This window comes from Rhodococcus sp. p52, assembly GCF_000763325.2.
Classification (GTDB): domain Bacteria; phylum Actinomycetota; class Actinomycetes; order Mycobacteriales; family Mycobacteriaceae; genus Rhodococcus; species Rhodococcus pyridinivorans.
Genome location: NZ_CP016819.1, coordinates 424599 through 439427 on the forward strand (window position 1 = coordinate 424599; position 14829 = coordinate 439427).

Annotated in this window: 18 protein-coding genes and 1 riboswitch; of the genes, 5 read left to right on the top strand and 13 right to left on the bottom strand. The window is 69.8% G+C overall.

All coding sequences use genetic code 11. The features are described 5' to 3' along the window. Nucleotides 1–29: 29 nt before the first annotated feature. The 4 genes from IM25_RS01880 to IM25_RS01895 form a co-directional block, all read right to left on the bottom strand. Nucleotides 30–1151: a glutamate--cysteine ligase gene (locus IM25_RS01880; protein WP_065995695.1), complete on the bottom strand. Its 1122-nt coding sequence runs from the start codon at nt 1149–1151 to the stop codon at nt 30–32. 99 nt (nt 1152–1250) lie between these two features. Next, nucleotides 1251–1892, bottom strand: a complete 642-nt coding sequence (locus IM25_RS01885) for a superoxide dismutase family protein (RefSeq protein WP_019291110.1) — start codon at nt 1890–1892, stop codon at nt 1251–1253. A 91-nt stretch (nt 1893–1983) separates the two neighbouring features. Continuing rightward, the gene (locus tag IM25_RS01890) at nt 1984–2628 is read right to left on the bottom strand and encodes a LytR C-terminal domain-containing protein (RefSeq protein WP_033096177.1); all 645 of its coding nucleotides are present in this window, start codon (nt 2626–2628) and stop codon (nt 1984–1986) included. 77 nt (nt 2629–2705) lie between these two features. Continuing rightward, nucleotides 2706–3056 (bottom strand): DUF3263 domain-containing protein, encoded by a 351-nt coding sequence (locus IM25_RS01895; RefSeq protein WP_006553645.1) that lies wholly within the window; start codon nt 3054–3056, stop codon nt 2706–2708. A gap of 132 nt (nt 3057–3188) precedes the next feature. Here IM25_RS01895 and IM25_RS01900 point away from each other — a divergent pair, with 132 nt between their 5' ends. From IM25_RS01900 to IM25_RS01910, 3 genes are read left to right on the top strand one after another with little or no spacing between them, the layout of a single operon-like run. Beyond that, entirely contained in the window at nt 3189–3785 is a 597-nt protein-coding gene (locus tag IM25_RS01900) for a peptide deformylase (protein ID WP_006553646.1), read from the top strand. Nucleotides 3786–3807: 22 nt separating this feature from the next. After that, a complete protein-coding gene (locus IM25_RS01905; RefSeq protein WP_065995696.1) occupies nt 3808–4773 on the top strand; it encodes an N-acetylglutamate synthase, CG3035 family in 966 nt (321 codons plus the stop codon). A gap of 18 nt (nt 4774–4791) precedes the next feature. Further along, nucleotides 4792–5595, top strand: coding sequence for an exodeoxyribonuclease III (locus IM25_RS01910; RefSeq protein ID WP_033096178.1), 804 nt, complete (start codon nt 4792–4794; stop codon nt 5593–5595). A 36-nt stretch (nt 5596–5631) separates the two neighbouring features. Here the strand turns inward: IM25_RS01910 and IM25_RS01915 are convergent, their stop codons facing one another. Then, the gene (locus tag IM25_RS01915) at nt 5632–6030 is read right to left on the bottom strand and encodes a GNAT family N-acetyltransferase (protein WP_019291107.1); all 399 of its coding nucleotides are present in this window, start codon (nt 6028–6030) and stop codon (nt 5632–5634) included. A gap of 158 nt (nt 6031–6188) precedes the next feature. Between IM25_RS01915 and thiD the strand changes: the two genes are divergently transcribed. Beyond that, nucleotides 6189–7034: a bifunctional hydroxymethylpyrimidine kinase/phosphomethylpyrimidine kinase gene (thiD, locus tag IM25_RS01920; protein ID WP_006553650.1), complete on the top strand. Its 846-nt coding sequence runs from the start codon at nt 6189–6191 to the stop codon at nt 7032–7034. A 12-nt stretch (nt 7035–7046) separates the two neighbouring features. On the opposite strand, the gene IM25_RS01925 is transcribed toward thiD, so the two are convergent. From IM25_RS01925 to thiO, 7 genes are all read right to left on the bottom strand, one after another. After that, nucleotides 7047–8513: a M20/M25/M40 family metallo-hydrolase gene (locus tag IM25_RS01925; RefSeq protein ID WP_232333372.1), complete on the bottom strand. Its 1467-nt coding sequence runs from the start codon at nt 8511–8513 to the stop codon at nt 7047–7049. Nucleotides 8514–8605: 92 nt separating this feature from the next. Beyond that, on the bottom strand, nt 8606–9385 hold the full coding sequence (locus tag IM25_RS01930) for an ABC transporter permease (protein WP_033096179.1): 780 nt from the start codon (nt 9383–9385) through the stop codon (nt 8606–8608). Next, nucleotides 9385–10314: an ABC transporter ATP-binding protein gene (locus IM25_RS01935; RefSeq protein ID WP_006553653.1), complete on the bottom strand. Its 930-nt coding sequence runs from the start codon at nt 10312–10314 to the stop codon at nt 9385–9387. Before IM25_RS01935 ends, IM25_RS01930 begins: the two co-directional genes overlap by 1 nt. Nucleotides 10315–10382: 68 nt before the next feature. Continuing rightward, nucleotides 10383–10916 (bottom strand): hypothetical protein, encoded by a 534-nt coding sequence (locus tag IM25_RS01940; RefSeq protein ID WP_232333373.1) that lies wholly within the window; start codon nt 10914–10916, stop codon nt 10383–10385. Nucleotides 10917–11006: 90 nt separating this feature from the next. After that, nucleotides 11007–11792: a thiazole synthase gene (locus IM25_RS01945; RefSeq protein WP_033096180.1), complete on the bottom strand. Its 786-nt coding sequence runs from the start codon at nt 11790–11792 to the stop codon at nt 11007–11009. Beyond that, complete coding sequence (gene thiS / locus IM25_RS01950) at nt 11785–11997, bottom strand: sulfur carrier protein ThiS (protein WP_006553656.1); 213 nt, start codon at nt 11995–11997, stop codon at nt 11785–11787. The genes IM25_RS01945 and thiS overlap by 8 nt, the downstream gene beginning before the upstream one ends. Next, on the bottom strand, nt 11994–13058 hold the full coding sequence (thiO, locus tag IM25_RS01955; protein WP_024101819.1) for a glycine oxidase ThiO: 1065 nt from the start codon (nt 13056–13058) through the stop codon (nt 11994–11996). The genes thiS and thiO overlap by 4 nt, the downstream gene beginning before the upstream one ends. Further along, nucleotides 13055–13167: riboswitch (TPP riboswitch) on the bottom strand. It overlaps the preceding gene by 4 nt. Before the next feature lie 26 nt (nt 13168–13193). Here thiO and thiE point away from each other — a divergent pair. Further along, a complete protein-coding gene (thiE, locus tag IM25_RS01960) occupies nt 13194–13883 on the top strand; it encodes a thiamine phosphate synthase (RefSeq protein WP_033096181.1) in 690 nt (229 codons plus the stop codon). A gap of 4 nt (nt 13884–13887) precedes the next feature. On the opposite strand, the gene IM25_RS01965 is transcribed toward thiE, so the two are convergent. After that, on the bottom strand, nt 13888–14739 hold the full coding sequence (locus IM25_RS01965; protein WP_033096182.1) for an NUDIX hydrolase: 852 nt from the start codon (nt 14737–14739) through the stop codon (nt 13888–13890). Nucleotides 14740–14829: the final 90 nt, after the last annotated feature.

Consider the following 14829-nt stretch of genomic DNA (forward strand, 5'->3'; position numbering starts at 1 on the left):
GAGCTGACGGCCGGGACGTCCTCGGACGATCACTCCTTCAGTTCCTGCACGAGCGAGTCCACCACCGCGACGAGATCGCCGTCCGTCCGTTCCGCGAGCCGGCGCTGACGCTGATAGGACGCTCCCCGCACCGGGATGTCCGCAACTCGCGCGAGTTCGTCGGCGCATCGGAGCCGTACCGCGGTGGGCATGATCTGCTCGAGCAGATCGTTCAGGTCGTCGGTGACGAGCCGTTCGGTACACACCGGGTCGAGGATGACCTCGGCATCGAGTCCGTACCGCGCCGCACGCCACTTGTTCTCCTTGACGTGCCACGGTTGCAGCACAGGAAGTTCCTCACCGCGCTCGAGAAGTTCGTCGAAGTAGACGACGAGTGAATGCACGAACGCGACGAGGGCGGCCAGTTCGGCGCGGTTGGTGATGCCGTCGAAGACCCGGACTTCGAGGGTGCCCCATTTCGGCGCGGGCCTGATGTCCCAGTGCATGCCTCCGGGGTGGCTGATGACGCCGGACTCGAGCTGGTCGGCGATGAATTTCGCGTACTGCGGCCAGTCGGCGAAGTGGTAGGGCAGGCCGGCGGTCGGCAGCTGCTGGAACATCAGCGCGCGGTTGCTCGCGTAGCCGGTGTCGTAGCCCGCCCAGATCGGCGACGAGGCCGACAACGCGAGCATGTGGGGATATTTCACGAGCATGGCGTTGAGGATCGGGATGATCTTCTCCGCGGAGGAGACTCCCACGTGGACGTGCACTCCCCAGATGAGCATCTGCCGTCCCCACCAGCGGGTGCGGTTGATCATCTCCTCGTAGTCCGGGGAGGGTGTGACGGTCTGGTCGGTCCACTGCGCGAACGGATGGGTGCCGGCACACATCAGGTCCACTCCGAGCGGATCGGCGGCGCGGCGAAGCAACGACAGCGACTCGGACAGATCGTCGACGGCCTCGGCGACGGTGTCGTGTACACCGGTGACGAGTTCGACGGTGTTGCGCAGGAACTCTTTGGTCAGCCGCGGGGTCTCCCCGGCGATCTCCTCCACCCTGTCGAAGACGACCGCCGCGCTGTTCGAGAGATCGCGGGTGGTCTTGTCCACCAGAGCGATCTCCCATTCCACGCCGATCGTGGGACGAGGTGATCCCGGAAACGCGACTGCCACGTCTCGATCCAACCACAGGGCCCCGCCGACGGATGTCCGTCGCGGGGCCCCGTGTCAGGAATTACCCGGGTACCGAGCTTCAGGGGATTCGAACCCTGCTCACCCGATGACGCCGCAGGCGAGGCGTGCGCCGAGGTTGTCCTGGTGCACGACCACAGAGGCGCCGTCCTCACCTTCGAGGTCCTCGAGGCCGAAGGCCGAGGTGGTGACGGTGGCGGTGGCGGTGCCGTCCTCGTGGACGACGAGCGAGACCAGGTCGCCGCTCTCCGGGACGGAGGTGTTGCCACCGGCCTGCAGGTGGGCACCGGCCGACAGGAAGGCGCCGGGCTCGCCGCCGTTCGGCGCGGTGGACTGGGGCTCGCAACGGCCGAACTCGTGGATGTGGACACCGTGGTAGCCGGGCTCGAGACCCTCGACCTCGATGGTCACCTCGACGTCGCCGCCGTTCTCGGCGAACGACACGGTGCCGGCCGACTCGCCGTCGACCGTGGTGAGCTCCGCGGTGAGCGCAGCAGCGGAGGCGGAGCCACCGGCGTGCGACTCGCTCCCACCCTCGGTGCCGTGGTCGTCGCCGTGGGCCTCGGAAGCGGGCGCGGCGGATCCCGTCCACACCGGCGGAGTCGTCCCCGGCTCGGTGCTCGCCTCCTCGCTGTTCGAGCACGCAGTCAGGCCCACCGCGGCGATCGCGACGATCGGGGCCAGAGCACGCCAGGACATGCGACGGGTGGAACTGGAGACCATCAAACCGCTCCTTCGAAGTGCCGAAAAGTCACCCGATCATAACCGGGCGTCTCCGGCGACCACCCGGTGGCGGACCGACACGGTTCCGGCGCTAACGCGAAGTGACGATGACGATCACTCCGGGGGCGGCGTCGCGGATGCCCTCGAAGCGCGGTTGCGCGGTGACACCGAGCGACTCGGCGACGGCTGTCGCGGTCTGCTGCTCTCCGGGAGACGACCCGTAGAACACCGAGGTCTGCTGGAGCAAGCCCTCGCTGTAGTTGCCCGTTTCACTGATGGTGTACCCCTCGTCCTCGAGGTAGGCCGCGGTCTGCGCGGCGAGGCCCGCGACCTCCGAGTTGTTGAACACGCGCACCGGTGCCGTCGCGGAGGCCGAGGTGTCGGACGCGAACGCGGTTCCGCTCCCCACGGGCATGGAAGGAGCCGAAGACACGGCCGTGGTGGTGGTCGCACCGTCCCCGGCGGCGGACGTGCCCCCGTTCGCGGCAGCGGGCGCGGGCGCGGTGGGCACCGCGGCCGAGCGCGTGGACGGTGCGGCCGGCGCAGCAGCGGTCGTCGTCGTGGGTGCCGCCGCGGGAGCGGGTTCGTCGTCGGAATCACCGAGCGAGGCGAAACCGAGACCGGCGAACAGGATGCCCAAGGAGATCAGGACCATCGCGAACGCACGCAGAGGCGGTCCCGAGGGTGCGGGCGCGCGGCTGGGGATCTCGGGGGTTCTGCTCACGACCTCGACCATAGTTGCCCGAGCACACGCAGCGCTGCCGACCGGCCGCGCGTGTCGATATCGCATTATCCGGCCCGACGGCCGCCCGTCTAACGGGTGTCGAAACCGAGCCGGCGGGCCGCGCGGGCCTTCTGACGGCTCGCACGCAACCGCCGCAGCCGCTTGACCAGCATCGGATCGGCGGCGAGCGCCTCGGGACGATCCACCAGAGCATTGAGCACCTGGTAGTAGCGAGTGGCGGAGAGACCGAAGAGTTCCTTGATGGCGTCCTCCTTGGCACCGGCGTACTTCCACCACTGCCGTTCGAACGCCAGGATGTCGAGATCGCGACGGCTCAGGCCGTTCGCCTCGTCGCCGGTGGGTTCCTGCGCGGATGCGCCGTCGCCCTGCTGGGACACGAGATCGGACCGGTCGTTGCCGTGCGCTGCTGCGCCGTCCATTTCCCTCCTCGACTGACTGGATCACACCGTGACGAAGAGTCCTTGCGTCTCGGCGGAAGTCATTCAATCACGGGGTGGGGACACATACCGGTTCGAGAACGCCGCGAGTCGATCCCATTATCCTGTGTCACCATGGCCATTCTTCCCATCGTCATCGTCGGCGACCCCGTCCTGCACAACCCGACCCGGCCGGTGACCGAGTCACCCGCCGAACTCGCTCAGCTGATCGCCGACATGTTCGAGACGATGGACGCGGCCAACGGCGTCGGCCTCGCCGCCAACCAGGTCGGTGTGGACAAGCGACTGTTCGTCTACGACTGCCCCGACCGCGACGAGTCCGGCAAGGTCGCGCGCCGGCGTGGCGTCGTCGTCAACCCGATCCTCGAGACCTCGGAGATCCCCGAGACGATGCCCGACCCCGAGGACGATCTCGAGGGCTGCCTGTCCGTGCCGGGCGAGAACTTCCCCACCGGTCGCGCCGACTGGGCGAAGGTCACCGGTACCGACGAGAACGGTGAGCCCGTCGAGATCGAGGGCCACGGATTCTTCGCTCGCATGCTGCAGCACGAGGTCGGGCACCTCGACGGCTTCCTGTACGTCGACGTTCTGATCGGGCGCAACGCCCGCGCCGCGAAGAAGACCATCAAGCGCGCCGGATGGGGCGTCCCGGGCCTGACCTGGCTCCCGGGTTCGGTGGAGGACCCGTTCGGCCACGAGGAGGACGACTGACGAGGCGACCGGCGAACCGTCGATGACGACCGACCGTCCGGCCCCGTCCGTACCCCTCGGTACCCGGGTGGTGCTGCGGTACCGCCTGCCCGCCGGCTACAGCCACCCGATGACCGATGTCATCGGTGAACTCGTCTCCGTCGAACCGGTGGTCGCGGTGCGCACCGCCGACGGTCGTGTCGTCCAGGTGTCCCCCCCCTCGGTCGTCGCGCTCAAGCCGATCGCGGCGCGGCCGATCCGCGTCTCGGAGATCCGCGCGCTCGAGCACGCCGCCGCCGCGGGGTGGCCCGGTCTCGAATCGGCCTGGGTGGACGGCTGGCTCGTGCGCGCCGGACACGGTTTCACCCGGCGCGCCAATTCGGCAACGCCGCTGGGTGAACGCGGCTCCGTGGCGGCCCCCGCCGATCCGGCGGTGCGCGCCCGGCTCCGTGAATGGTTCGCGGCACGCGGATTGCCGCTGCGGCTGCTGGTGCCCGATCGACTCGCCCGCATCCCCGAGGGGTGGCCGACCTCGGAGCCGGTGCTCGTGATGGGCGCCGACCTCGCGAACATCCCCTTGCCGCCGGAGCCCACCCCGATCACGATCACCGAGCGGCCGGACGCCGACTGGATGTCGCTCCACCGCGCCGACGCCGACCCGCTGCTCGCGCAGGACGTGCTCGGCTCGGTGGCCGCGGGGATCCTCGGGTTCGGCCGCATCGGTGCACCCGGGCAGCCGCCCCTGGCGATCTGCCGCGCGGCGATCACCGATGCGCCGGACGGACGCCGCTGGGTGGGTCTGTCGACCGTCGAGGTCGCTCCCGAACACCGGCGTCGCGGACTCGGCACACTCGTGTGCGGTGCCCTGCTGCGCTGGGCACGCGAGCACGGCACGACCCACGCATATCTGCAGGTCGAGGAGTCGAACACCGCGGCGCGCGCCCTGTATCGCGAACTCGGCTTCGTCGACCACCACCGCTACCGATACGCCTCCGAACCCGTCGGATAGGTCGCCTACAGTGGGCGTGTGCGCCTTGCTACCTGGAATGTGAACTCCGTCCGTGCCCGTACCGACCGCATCCTCGACTGGTTGCAGCGAACCGACACGGATGTGCTCGCGATGCAGGAAACCAAGTGCAAGGACGAGCAGTTCCCGTACGAACGCTTCGAGGAACTCGGCTACCGCGTCGCGCACGTCGGACTGAGCCAGTGGAACGGTGTGGCCATCGCGTCGCGCGTGGGCCTCGACGACGTGCAGATCGGCTTCGAGGACCAGCCCGGTTTCTCCAAGGACCCGGAGGTCGATCCGGCGCTCGAGGCGCGGGCGATCGGGGCGACGTGCGCGGGTGTGCGCGTGTGGAGCCTGTACGTCCCCAACGGCCGCGACCTCAACGACCCGCATTACACCTACAAGCTCGACTGGCTCGCCAAGCTGCGCGCCGACGCGCACGCCTGGGCCACCGCAGCGCCCGGGCAGCCCATCGCGCTGGTCGGCGACTGGAACGTCGCCCCCACCGACGACGACGTGTGGGATCCGGCCTTCTTCGAGGGCAAGACGCACACTTCGCAGCCCGAGCGCGACGCCTTCCACGCGTTCGCCGACGTCGGCTACACCGACGTCGTCCGTCCGTACGCGCCCGGCCCCGGGGTCTACACCTACTGGGACTACACCCAGCTGCGCTTCCCCAAGAAGCAGGGCATGCGGATCGACTTCGTCCTCGGATCACCGGCCTTCGCGGCACGGGTGACGGACGCCGAGATCGACCGCAACGAACGCAAGGGCAAGGGCGCGAGCGACCACGCACCGGTCGTCGTCGACCTCGACCTCTGAGCAGGTCCCGCGTCGGGTGGACCGCCCGCACAGGCATCAGGCCTTGCGGGCAGGCACCTTGCGCTGCGGCTGCTTGCGCCGGGTCTCTTTGCGGTGGGGGTCCGTGCGCGGCAGCTCGAGAGCCACGACGACGTCGCGGTAGTTCTCGTGCGACGACACGAATCGCTGCACATAGGTGCACACCGGCCGCACCCGCCAGCCTCGGCTGCGAGCGAGATCGAGCGAACCACCGACGAGGACGGCCGCGAGACCCCGATGACCGAAATCCTCGACGATCACGGTGTGCATGAAGTCGACGACCGGCGGATTCGGCGCCGGAACGCGTTCGAAGTCGTAGTACGCCAGGATGCCGACGAGATCGCCGTTGAGGCGCAGTTCGAACCGGTTCTGGTCGGCGTTGTCCGACACGGCGAGGTCCGGCGAACTCGTGTTCATGAGCGCCTCCAATAGGGGTGTTGCGTGATCGAACTGTGACCTATGCCACTATAGAGCAACGAGGCGACCACCGGCAGCAACGCTGTCGTGTTTCGCAAAGTGCCCCCGCCTCAGCGCCTCCCGGCCGTGTTCGAACACACCCTCGGTAGGGTGTCCGCGTGGACCTTCTGCCCCTGTCGCCTCGAGGCGAGACCCCGGTTCGAGCCCTCACCATCGCCGGCACCGACTCCGGAGGCGGAGCCGGCATCCAGGCCGATTCCCGCACGATGGCGATGTGCGGTGTGCACGCATGCGTCGCGGTGGCCGCCGTCACCGTCCAGAACTCCGTCGGCGTCCGCGGGTTCCACGAGATCCCCGCCGAGACCGTGGCCGACCAGGTGCGGTGCGTGGTCGAGGACATCGGGGTGTCCGCAGCGAAGACGGGCATGCTCGCCTCCACGCAGATCATCGAGGCCGTCGCACAGGTGTGCTCCGAGGTGGGCATCGGCCGCGACATGGAGGTACCGCTCGTCGTCGACCCGGTCTGCGCATCGATGCACGGCGACCCGCTGCTGCACTCCGACGCGCTCGACGCGATCCGCGGGGTGCTCATCCCCCTCGCCACCGTCGTCACCCCGAATCTCGACGAGGTACGGCTGATCACGAGCATCGAGGTCGTCGACGACGCGTCGGCCCGGCGCGCCGCCGAAGCGCTCCATGCGCTCGGCGCCCAGTGGGTGATCGTCAAGGGCGGTCATCTGCGCAGCTCGGAGAAGAGCACCGACCTGCTGTTCGACGGCGACCGTTTCCTCGAGTTCAGCACGCCGCGCATCGAGACCGGTAACGACCACGGCGGCGGCGACACGCTCGCAGCCGCGATCGCGTCCGCCCTCGCGCATGGCCGGTCAGTGCCCGAGGCAGTCGAGTTCGCGAAGGAATGGATCACGAAGTGCCTCGAGTGGTCCTACGACCTCGGTCACGGCCACGGCCCGGTCAACCCGTTGTGGCGACTGCACGAGCGCTGATCGCGCCCGTCTTCACTCGGTGAACTCGGCGCGCACCTCGGCCCGCTGGTCACCTGCGGGCACCCCGTCGGGTCCGTCGATCGAATTCGCGTAGACAGCCGTGCCGTAGGCGACGGCGGCGGCCGCCGCGGCGAACGCGTCGCGGTCGATGCCGGCCAGGGTGTCCTCGGGGGTGTGGTAGTTCGGGTCGAAGGGCTGGTCGGCGGTGCCACCCCACAGGCCGGCCTGTTCGGGGGTCTTGACGTCGTCGGCGCCGGTGAACACCCCGCCCGCGGGGATGCCGAAGGCGACGAACGGACCGTAATCGGAACGACCGTCGAAATCCGTTCCGCCGACCTCGATTCCGCGTTCGTCGAAGAACTGCGCGAAGGTCCGTTCGATCCCCGCCGAGCCCTCCGGTCCGGGTCCTTCACCGACGGCGTCGGAGTCGTCGCCGTCGAACACCAGATATCCGGCGTTGGGCGAGCCGAGCATGTCGAAGTTCAGGTACAGGGCGATGTCGAGTCGTTCCTCGTCGGACAGCGACTCGACGTACCTCGTGGAGCCGACCAGTCCGACCTCCTCGGCGCCCCAGAACGCGAACCGCACGGCGTTGGTCACGCCCGGCTCGCTGCCGAGTTGCAGCGCGGTCTCGAGGACGGCGGCGACGCCGGTTCCGTTGTCGTTGATCCCCGGTCCTTCGGGGACGCTGTCGAGGTGCGCGCCGACGACGACCACGTCGTCGGTCGAGCCGGTGCGCGTCTGCGCGATCACGTTGCGCGACTTCCGGTCCTCGGTGCGGGTCTGGAGTGTCACGGTCACGGTGGTCGCGGCGAACAGGCGCTCGGCGTCGGCCCCGGCCACGCCTCCGACCGGGATGCGGGGGTTCGATTCCGCCCCGAGACCGGCGGCGGCGAGCGGGCCGTCCTCGTTGTTGGCGACGAGCAGCGCGGCCGCTCCCCGTTCGGCGGCGACCTGCTCCTTGACGGCGAAGGTGCACACGCCGCGATCGACGATCACCACCGCGCCGGTCGCGTCGATGCCGTCGTAGTCGGTGGCCTCGCAGCCGGGGGTGTCGTCGGGGGCGATGCGCACGACGCGCGCGGTGAGCCCCTCCGGTCCCGTCGACGGCGACATGCCGAGTGCGCTCACGCCCATCGGCTCCCCGTCGACGGTGAGCTGCTCGTTCTCGACGGCGAACAGGGTCGTGTCGAACTCCGGTGTCTGCACGTCGAATCCGGCGTCGCGCAGGGCTCCGGCGACGTAGTCGACGCTCGCGTCGTAGCCGGGGGTCCCGAGCGAACGGTTTCCGTCGTTCTCGCCGGCGATCCGTTCGAGTTCCGTCAGGTGCGTCATGACGGCATCGAGTTGCACGGCGTCGGCGAGCGCCGTCGGGTCGACGGGCGGCGCCTCCGCCTCCGAGCATCCCGCCGTCAGCAGTACACCGGCGGCGATCAGGGCCGCTCCCCGCATGCCGTATCTCGTCTGCGCCCGCGCCATCGACCGAGCGTACACAAAAGCACTGCGCCGCACGGGGAAACCGTGCGGCGCAGTGTGCGGAGGCAGAACCTGCGGCGTGTCGAGGTAGTACCTCAGGCGTCGCGGCGGTTGACCACCACGAGTGAGGCCGCGAACACCAGGAACGAGAAGGCCGCGAAGTACAGGAGCGATCCCCATGGACCCCAGTGGAATTCGATTCCCTGCCCGATACCCAGGAAGTTGTTCGCGTTCGCGAACGGCAGGAACGGCTGGATCTCGCGGCCCACCGAACCGAACAGCGCGAACAACGACTCGAGCAGCAGCGGCCACAGCATCAGCAGCGCGATCGTGCCGGCCGACTGCCGCAACAGCGTGCCCACACCGACCGCGAGGAAGACGCACAGGAACGCGTAGATCGCGGTGCCGTAGACCGCGCGCCACGCCGTGCCGCCGCTGAGGACGAGTTCGCGACCTGCGTCGGGCCCGGCCAGTGCCTTCGCGAGGTAGAAGGCACCGAACGAGACCGCGAGTGTCAGCACCGCGCCCAGCACACCGATGAGCAGGGCCTTCATCGTCAGGAGCAGGGTGCGGTTCGGGGTGGCCTGGAAGGTCGTGCGGATGACCCCGAAACGGTATTCGCTGGTGACCGACAGTGCCGCGAGGATCATGAGCACCAGCACACCGAAGCCGGTGACGCCGCTGACCGCGACGTCCACGGTCGGATAGAACCGTCCCAGTTCGTCGTCCATCCCGGCCGACGCGCGGGAGACCGACCCGAGGATCGCGGCCAGACCCAGGCCGAGGGCGACGATGACGAGGGTGCACCACAGCGGTGACTGCACCGACGTGAGCTTGATCCGTTCGGCCCGCAGTGTGTCGAGCGCCGTACTCATCACAGTCCACCCTTCATGACGTCGTCGACTCCGGATCCGTGGTATTCGACCTCGCCACCGGTGAGTTTCATGAACGCTTCCTCGAGCGACGCGTTGCGTCCCGCGAGTTCGTGCAGCACGATCGACCGGGTCGCAGCGAGTTCGCCGATCTCCGCCGCCGGAGCGCCCGAGACGTGCAGGGCACCGTCGTCCTCCCGCACGGTGTGCCCGCGTTCGGTGAGCGCGGTGCGCAGCTCGTCGAGTTGCGGGCTGCGCACGACGACGAACGAGTCGGACGCGCGGTCGACGAACGCCTTCACCGAGGTGTCGGCGATGAGCCGTCCACGGCCGATGACGATGAGATGTTCGGCGGTCTGCGCCATCTCCGAGAGCAGGTGGCTGGACACGAGCACCGTGCGGCCTTCCGCGGCGAGCGCCTGCATGAACCTCCGGATCCACACGATGCCCTCGGGGTCGAGGCCGTTGACCGGTTCGTCGAACAGCAGCACGCGCGGGTTGCCGAGCAGTGCGGCGGCGAGACCGAGTCGCTGCGACATGCCGAGCGAGAAGCCGCCGGCGCGCTTGCCCGCGACCTCCGTCAGTCCCACTTGGCGCAGAACCTCGTCGACACGCGAGGCGGGCAGACCGTTCGACGCGGCCAGCCAGGCGAGATGCGACCGCGCCGACCGGTTGGGATGCACCCACTTCGCGTCGAGCAACGCCCCGACGGTGGTGAGCGGCCGTGTCAGCTCGCTGTACGGCTTCCCTTCGATCAGTGCGGTTCCCGAGGTCGGCCGGTCCAGCCCCAGGATCATGCGCATCGTGGTGGACTTCCCCGCGCCGTTGGGGCCGAGGAAGCCGGTGACGATGCCGGGACGGACCGTGAACGTCAGGTCGTCGACCGCGGTCGTGGACCCGAAGGTCTTGGTCAAGCCGGTCACTTCGATCATGCGCACCACCCTACGTGCGGCTCCGGCGAGCGCATCCGATCACACTCCCCGGAGCCGCACGCGGTACGTCAGGGGACGAAGACCTCGGTGGTGACCGGGATGCTCGGTCGCTCGGTACGCATCGTCAGGGCGACGCGGCCGGGCCCGGGGAACACGTGCATGACCAACGGCCGGGTGCTCGTGTGGAAGGCCGGCACGAAGCGGGTCTCCGTACCGCGGGCACCGGTGTCGAGGTTGTGCCAGTCGAAAGCGACGGTGACGTCGCAGTTCAGGATGCTCGGCGTCCACTCGCCGAGAAGCGAGTAGCCCTGCGTGATCCGCAGTTCGATCCCGTGGGTGGCACCCGGCGCCGAGGAGTACTCGTAGAGCGGGCCGTCGAAGGCGGTTCCACCGGCGCGCACGATGCCGGCGCAGATGCCGTCGCCCAATGTCAGCACGGGTGGCGTGGACAACTCCGTCGTCGCGCACGACCTCGGTCCGGTGTTCGACCAGCCCATCTGACACGGTTCCTGGGCGCCCGCGACACCCGGCGCCGCGACGGCGACGACAGTGCCCATGAGCCCGGCAGCGGCGGCAGCGAAAATTCTGTGTGCAACTGTCATGCCCGGGGATCGTACAGACCGATCGGTAACCCGTCGCGCGACAATCGGAAACCCCTGAACACCAAGGTGCTCAGGGGTTTCCCGTACCGGTCACGGCTCCATCGGCGAAGACGCCTGGGCCCAGAAGCGTTTCGGGATCCGGCCGGCGTGCCGGGCACGGAATCCCGCTTCGACGGCGCGACGCATCGCCGACGCCATCAGCGCCGGATCCTTCGCGCGGGTGACGGCGGTCGCGAGCAGCACGGCGTCGCAACCGAGTTCCATCGCGAGCGCCGCGTCGGAGGCGGTTCCGATTCCCGCGTCGAGGATCACCGGCACACCCGCAGCCTCGACGATCATCTCGATGTGGTGCGGGTTCGAGATACCGAGGCCGGTCCCGATCGGCGAGCCGAGCGGCATCACCGCGGCACAACCGACGTCCTCGAGGCGCCGCGCGAGGACGGGATCGTCGGTCGTGTACGGCAGGACGACGAAGCCGTCGTCGACGAGTTGTTCGGCCGCGGAGACGAGTTCGATGGCGTCGGGCAGCAGCGTCCGTTCGTCGGCGATGACCTCGAGTTTCACCCAGTCGGTCTCCAGCGCTTCCCGCCCGAGCTGCGCGGTCAGCACGGCTTCCTTCGCGCCGCGGCACCCGGCAGTGTTCGGCAGCGGTTCGATGCCGAGGCGGCGCAGCAGGTCGAGGACACCGGTTCCGGAGGCCGCGTCGACGCGGCGCATCGCGACGGTGGTCAGTTCGGTGCCCGACGCGACGAGTGCCTCCTCGAGCACGGCCAGGTTCGCCGCGCCACCGGTGCCGGTGATCAGCCGCGACCCGAAGGTGCGGCCGGCGATGGTCAGCTGCGGCAGGTCGGCGCCGCGATCGTGTGTGTCAGCCACCCTGGACCGCCGTGAGGATCTCGATGCTCGCTCCGCGTGTGACCGGCTCCGACCAACGGCCGCGCGGGCACACGACACCGTCGACGGCGACCGCGATGCCCTTCTCGGGCAGACCGAGCTCGTTCAGCAGTTGTGACACGGTCGGGGCCGCGTCGTAGTACTTGTCCTCACCGTTGACGGTGATGCCCACGGACACGTTCGTCATCCCACACTCGCTTCCGTAATTCGTCCAGGACAGGCGTACTGCGCGTCGGCCAGCGACCGCCCACCGAGTTCGGCGAGCACCGCGTCGACGGTGAGCGGCGTGAGCAGCACACCGTTGCGGCCGTGGCCGGTCGCGGCGACGACACGATCGGAGAGCCGGCCGATCAGCGGCAGGTTGTCGGGGGTCATCGGGCGCAGGCCCGCGCTCGCCTCGAACAGTTCGTACTCGCCGAGCGCAGGAAAGATCTTCTCGGCGTCGGCGATCAGATCGCGCACCCCGGCCACCGTGACCTGTGTGTCGGACGCCTCGTACTGTGTGGCGCCCACGACGAGGCCGTCGTGGCGGGGCACCAGATAGGCGGGGCGTCCGTGGACACTCGCGCGCACGGTGCGCTGCGGCGGCGGAGTCGCGCCCGGCCGCACCCGCAGACGCAGGATCTCGCCCTTGACCGGACGGACCGGAAGGCCCGGCCACAGTCGCGCCGACGCCGAGCCGGCGGCGAGCACCACCTGATCGTCGGGAAGGTCGGCGAGATCGTGGACGGCGGCGTCGGAGAAACGCACCCCGGCCGCGGTGGCCGCGACGCGCAGGGCGTCGACGAGCGTACGGTTGTCGACCGACGACTCGGTGGGCGCGAGCAGTCCGAGACGCACCTTCGGGCCGAGCGACGGTTCGAACTCCCGGATCTCGGCGCGGGAGAGCAGACGCATCTCGTGCCCTCGCTCCCCGACCCATTCGGCGACGGTCCGCAAGTCGGCCGCGTCCGCCGCGTCGAGCGCGACGGTCAGCGACTCCTCGGCGGTGAACACGTCGACGCCGGTCTCCGCGCGCAGTGCATCCGCGAATCCGGGCCAGCGGTCGAGCGAGGCCGCACCCAGGGACAGCACGTGGTCCTCACCGGGCCAGCCCTCGGACAGCGGGGCCAGCATCCCGCCGGCCACCCACGAGGCGCCACTGCCGGGATTCGGGTCGTGCACGGTCACGCTGTGCCCCGAGCGGGCCGCGCGCCATGCGATCGACAGCCCGATCACTCCGCCACCCACGACGGCCACAGTTGCCATTGGTCCACCTCACTCCCTGCGCCGGCATGATCCGGGTCAGGTCATAACGGTCGGGGCCGGCAGGCCCCCTCTCAGCCCCGCGAACCTCGGGACTCCCGTGTCGTCACTTTCTGCTTAGAGGCTACCGTCTTGGTCGTGACCACCTATCGCGGCAACCATCCCGACCCGCGCGGCCGCCTCGCGACCGCCCGGTTGTATCTGTGCACCGACGCTCGCCGGGACACCGGCGACCTCGCACGGTTCGTCGAGGAGGCCCTCGCCGGTGGGGTCGACATCGTCCAGTTGCGCGACAAGGACTCGGCCGGCGAGAAGAAGTTCGGACGCCTCGAGGCACGCGAGGAACTCGCCGCCCTCGAGATCATCGGCGAGGCGTGTGCACGCCACGGTGCGCTCCTGGCCGTGAACGACCGCGCCGACATCGCGCTCGCGTCGGGCGCCGACATCCTGCATCTCGGTCAGGGCGACCTGCCGGTGCGGCACGCGCGGCAGATCCTCGGCGACGAGATCGTCATCGGCCGCTCGACGTCGAGCCGCGCGCAGGCTGCGCTCGCCGACATCGAGGAGGGCGTCGACTACTTCGCATCCGGGCCGGTGTGGGACACACCGACCAAGCCGGGACGGACCGCAGCGGGGCTGGAGGTGACGCGCGAGGTCACGCAGTCGCAGCCGGCACGGCCGTGGTTCGCGATCGGCGGCATCGATCTCGAGCGACTCCCCGAGGTGCTCGACGCCGGTGCAACGCGGGTCGCGGTGGTCCGGGCGATCACGAAGGCATCCGATCCGCGGGCAGCCGCGGCGGCGCTGAAGGCCGCACTCCCGACCTGAGGCGTTACAGCCAGCCCAGCACGGCCGAGGGCGACATCGCGATCGTGCCCTCGGGCAACCGTGCGCGCAGACCGCGATCCGCGGTGACCACGACCGTCACACCGGGGTCGACCACGGCCGTGGCGGTGGCGAGCCGTGCCAGCTCGTCGTCGCCGCTGCCGTCCGCGCTGTGCACCGGGATCCGGACGTCGTCGATCGTCGCGTCGCGGGCATGCCCTTCGAGGACCGCTTCGACGCGGGGGACCCAGCCGAACGTCCCGTCGGGAATTTCGACGGTGCGGGGCAGGACCGCGGCGAGGTCGGCGAGCAGGGCGCTCGTCGCGCCGGGGCGGTCGCGCCACCATCCGGTGGGGCCGCTCGCTCCGAGCACGTTCGCGGTGTCGAGCAGCATGCGTACCGGTGAGGTGCGCAGCGACGGCCACGCCTCGGCGAAGCCGCTGTGCAGCGGCATCGCCTCGACCTCCGGTTCGGGCACCCAGCGCAGTTCGGTGCTCTCCTGGTTGAGACTGGTCACGAGAGTTTCGGTGGCGTCGGCGACGACGGTGGTGTAGGTCCATCCGCCCGCGAGACCGGACGTGACGCGTTCGGCGCGTACCGTCACGGCCGCGAGATCGATGCCGGCCTCCTCGTGGGCCTCCCGCACGGCGGCGTCGACGGTGCTCTCGTGCGAGTCGCGCGCTCCACCGGGAAGTGCCCACGTCCCGCCCTGGTGCGACCATGCCGCCCGATGCTGCAGGAGAACCGCGGGGCGACCGTCCGCGAGCGGAGCGCGCAGCAGCAGACCTGCGGCGCCGTGCCGTCCCCAGCGCTTCTCGCCGTCCGGTCCGACCGCCCAGCCGTCACCGTCTCCACGCATTGCGTCCGCCTCTCCGACCCGCCCTCGCCCGGACCTGCGCCCGGTACCGGATCCCCTCCGTCCGTGGACGGCAACAATACCGCCGGGCTG